This window comes from Achromobacter sp. DMS1 (assembly GCF_001270295.1).
The window spans coordinates 1-3,747 of record NZ_LHSJ01000348.1 but is presented as its reverse complement, the minus strand read 5'-3'; the positions used below and the strand labels follow the sequence as shown (position 1 = coordinate 3,747).

Annotated in this window: 3 protein-coding genes; all 3 read right to left on the bottom strand. The window is 69.4% G+C overall.

From position 1 onward, the window contains the following. Nucleotides 1–257 precede the first annotated feature (257 nt). The 3 genes from AD428_RS23985 to AD428_RS23975 all read right to left on the bottom strand — a co-directional run bounded on the left by AD428_RS23985 (nucleotide 258) and on the right by AD428_RS23975 (nucleotide 3,358). Complete coding sequence (locus tag AD428_RS23985; RefSeq protein WP_053246821.1) at nucleotides 258–1,583, bottom strand: MFS transporter; 1,326 nt, start codon at nucleotides 1,581–1,583, stop codon at nucleotides 258–260. Between the two features lie 62 nt (nucleotides 1,584–1,645). Further along, nucleotides 1,646–2,323: a DUF4286 family protein gene (locus AD428_RS23980; protein ID WP_053246820.1), complete on the bottom strand. Its 678-nt coding sequence runs from the start codon at nucleotides 2,321–2,323 to the stop codon at nucleotides 1,646–1,648. A gap of 123 nt (nucleotides 2,324–2,446) precedes the next feature. Further along, a complete protein-coding gene (locus AD428_RS23975; protein WP_053246819.1) occupies nucleotides 2,447–3,358 on the bottom strand; it encodes a LysR family transcriptional regulator in 912 nt (303 codons plus the stop codon). Between the last annotated feature and the right edge of the window lie 389 nt (nucleotides 3,359–3,747).

Genomic DNA, 3,747 nt, shown 5'->3' with positions numbered 1-3,747 from the left:
CCCCGAACACCGCCGCCGCGAGCGCGGCCCCCAACAGCAACTTGCGCATGGACTTTCTCCCGTATGGCGGGCGCGCCGCCCCGCGACGGCGCGCCCTGACTCGAATCTTGTGGATGCGAGTGTAAACAATTTTTGTTTGCCATTCAGAAGACCGTCAGGTAGCTGACATTTTTCCGAACAATACCGGCTGCGGCCGCGCGCGAAAACGCCGGCGCGGGACGGCCCGGACCGGCGTTTTCAGGAAGCGCGCGCCGCGTTCAGCGCTGCAGGGGCGACTTGCCCGTTTCCCGCGCGGCCAGCACGGCCACCGCCGTGACGACCAGCGCCAGCGTCACATAGACCGAAATGGCCAGCGTCGACTGCCAGGACTTGAACACGCTGGCGATGATCAGCGGCGCGAAGCCGCCGCCCAGGATGCCCGCCAGCGTGTAGGCCAGCGACGCGCCGGCATAGCGCACCCGGCCCGGGAACTGCTCGGCGACGAAGGCCGCCTGCGGGCCGTACATCATGGCGTGCACCAGCAGCCCGCCCGCCACCGCGGCGCAGATGGCCACGGGATGGGCCTGGTCCATCAGCACGAAGAACACGAAGGCCCACGCCATGCCCAGCACCGCGCCGGCGAGGTACACCGGGCGTCGGCCCACTTTGTCGGAGAGATGCCCGAACAGCGGCACCGCGACCGCGTTCAGGGCCGAGCCCAGCATGGTCGCGCCCAGCGCCATGGGACGCGACAGGTGCAGCACGCTGGTCACGTAGGTCAGCGAGAACACCACCACCAGCGCGTACAGCACGTCCGAGCCGATGCGCGAGCCGCCGGCAATGAGCAGCTGCCGCCAGTACGCGCCGAGCACTTCCTTGATGGGCGTCCTGGCGGTTTCGCGCTTCTGCTCCATTTCGCGGAACACCGGCGTTTCCTCCACGCCGCGGCGCAGCCAGAGCCCGAAGCTCACCAGCGCGACGCTGGCGATGAACGGCACCCGCCAGCCCCAGGCCTGGAACTCCTCCGGCGCCAGCCACGCCGACACCGCGGCGATGAAGCCCGTGCCGATCAGCGTGCCGCAGGACGGCCCGATCTGGGTGAAGGAGGCGTTGCGGCCGCGCTGGTCCGGCTTGCCGTGCTCCATGGACAGCAGCACCGCGCCGGCCCATTCCCCGCCCAGCGCCACGCCCTGCACGAAACGCAGCGCCACCAGCGCAATGGGCGCCCACACGCCCCACGTGGCGTAAGTGGGCAGCATGCCCATCAGCCCGGTCGAGGCGCCCATGATGACCAGCGTGGTCACCAGCACGAACTTGCGGCCCAGGCGGTCGCCCAGGTGGCCGAAGACGAAGCCGCCCAGCGGCCGCGACACATAGCCCACGGCATAGGTCGAGAAAGCCAGTATGGTGCCCGTCAGCGGATCGAAGGACGGGAAGAAGATCGCGTTGAACACCAGCGCCGCCATCAGGTTGTAGATGGTGAAGTCGTACCACTCCAGCGTGGTGCCGACCGAGCTGGCCATCGCCAGGCGCTTCATCTTGCCCTGGCCGTGCGCAACCCCGGCCCGGACGGACGCCGGGCCGCGCAATGCGTTTTCTGTCATGTTGTTCCCCTGGTTGAATATGTGGCCGGGCGCGGCCGGAGGGGCGCCCGGCGGCGCCGGCGTCAGCGCAGGTCGGCCGCGTTGAGCTTCCAGCCCAGCGCCATCAGCCACGCGTCGGCGGCGCGCGCGCCCAGCGTCTCGCGCGCCCGGGCGCGCAGCGCCCGCGCGGCGGCCTCGGTGCCGGCCTCGATGACGAAAATCGGATCGAGCCTGCGGTTCTCCGGCGACTCGCGCGGCAGCGGCGTGCTCAGGGACGCGTCGGGCGTCAGCAGATACGCATGGACGAAACCGTCGATCTCCGCCAGGGCCGCGCCCAGCGCCTGGGCCTGCGCCTGCAGCGCGTCGTCGGAGGCGGCCAGCGGCAGCACCGCGAGATGGCTGCCGCTGCCCATGCCGGTTTGCGCCGTCACGGCGCAGACGCGTCGCATGGGATCGCGCATGCGGTCCAGGTTGGCCACCGACCACGGCGTCTGACGCTGGAACGCGGCGCGGTAGGCGTCGGAAGTGAAGGCGTCCAGCGACCGGGTCAGGTACAGGCCGAGGTATTTGCGGCCGCCTTCCAGCGAGAAATAGCGGGCGCCGGACAGGAAGCCCGGAATGCGCACGCGCTCTTCGACGTGCTCGCGGTCGTACCAGCGGTTGAAATCGCGCTCGTCGGCGGCCGGGTCCAGGTCGCAGGCCACGAACAGCATGCCTTGCGGTTGCGGCGGCGAGGACGGGGAATTGACGGTATGGCTCATGGAATGAAGTGGCGGTCCTGCGTTGACGAAAGACCTCATCTTCGATCCGGGGCGCGCTTCGGACAAACGAGTTATTTTTTGTCTGCGGCAACAGAATTACTGAAAGCCATCTAGGGGATAACACTATTGCGCGGAACCGAAATCCGGCTCCCGCACCGACGAGGTGAACTGATCCGAGGCCCGGCACGCCATTTCCGCCACCAGCCGGATCGCGTCCGATCCCGCGCCCTCCAGATAGCTGACCACCAGCAGTTGCGGCGGCACGATCACGTCGCTGCGTATGACCTGCACCTCGCCGCGCGCCACGTATTCGTAGATGGGCGGCAGCGGCACCAGGGCGCGGCCGAAACCGCCGCGCACCAGGCGCGCCAGCGCCGAGATCGAACTCACGCAATGCACCTTGCCCAGCGGGATGCCCGCCTCGCGAAACAGCGCCTTCAGGGCCTCGTGCGGCTGCGAGCCCGGGCTCATGGTCAGCACGGGCTCGGCGAGCAGTTGCCTCACGGGCAGGAAAGCCTCGTCGCCCGCCGGGCCCACCCAGCCCATTTCCATGGGCAGGCACGGCGTGCTGATGATGCCTGCGCCGCTGAGATGATCGGTCTGCAGGGCGATGTCCAGCGTGCCTTCGCGCAGCCCGCGATGCAGGGCGCGCGTGGTTTCCGAGGTGAGCTGGACCTCGATGCCCGGGTAGGTGGAGCGCAGGTTCGTGAGAAAGCCGATCAGCCAGGTGTGCACCACCGTCTCGATGGCGCCGATGCGCACCAGCCCGAACACCTCGTCGCCACGCCTGCCCAGCGACAGGATCTGCTGCCGCAGCTCCAGCAGGCGCTCGCCGTAGTCCAGCAGGCGCGTGCCGACCGCGGTGAGCCGCAGTTCCTTGGCATCGCGCTCGAACAGGCGCGCGCCGATGTCCTCTTCGAGCGAGGCGATGCGGTTGGCCACCGCCGCCTGGGTGATGTGCAGCCGGTCGCTGGCGGCGCGGAAACTGCCCAGCCTGGCCGACCACAGGAATGCTTCGACAAAACGCGTATTCATTGCTTCACACCATCGCGCGGGCGCCCGCCCCGAAACGGCGGACGCCGGTTTCCGGGGGCACTGCCCCGGCGATTTCCGCATCCTAACCCGTCCGCCCGGCGCGCGGGACCGGCCGCGCCAGGCCCCGGGGTCGCGTCCCCTCCGGCGGTGCGCCGCGCACTGTTTTGGGTCGCCGGCGGCACCACGCTGAGGCTGGGCCCGCGGGCCGGGGCCGGGGCCCGGCCGTGCATGGGGTTGGCACGGGTCTTGCTTGAAGAGGCTGGTATGCAAGCTTGTCCACAAGACTCTTCGACACCGCCGACCAGGAGCTTTCCATGATTCACCGCAACGCGCCCTTCGCCTTCAACGCCACCCGCCGCAAGCTGATCCAGGGCGCCGCCCTGGGCGCG

Excerpts from the sequence above, each read along its gene's own strand:
- AD428_RS23985 (WP_053246821.1), bottom strand. The coding sequence starts at position 1,583 with ATGACAGAAAACGCATTGCGCGGCCCGGCGTCCGTCCGGGCCGGGGTT.
- AD428_RS23980 (WP_053246820.1), bottom strand. The coding sequence starts at position 2,323 with ATGAGCCATACCGTCAATTCCCCGTCCTCGCCGCCGCAACCGCAAGGC.
- AD428_RS23975 (WP_053246819.1), bottom strand. The coding sequence starts at position 3,358 with ATGAATACGCGTTTTGTCGAAGCATTCCTGTGGTCGGCCAGGCTGGGC.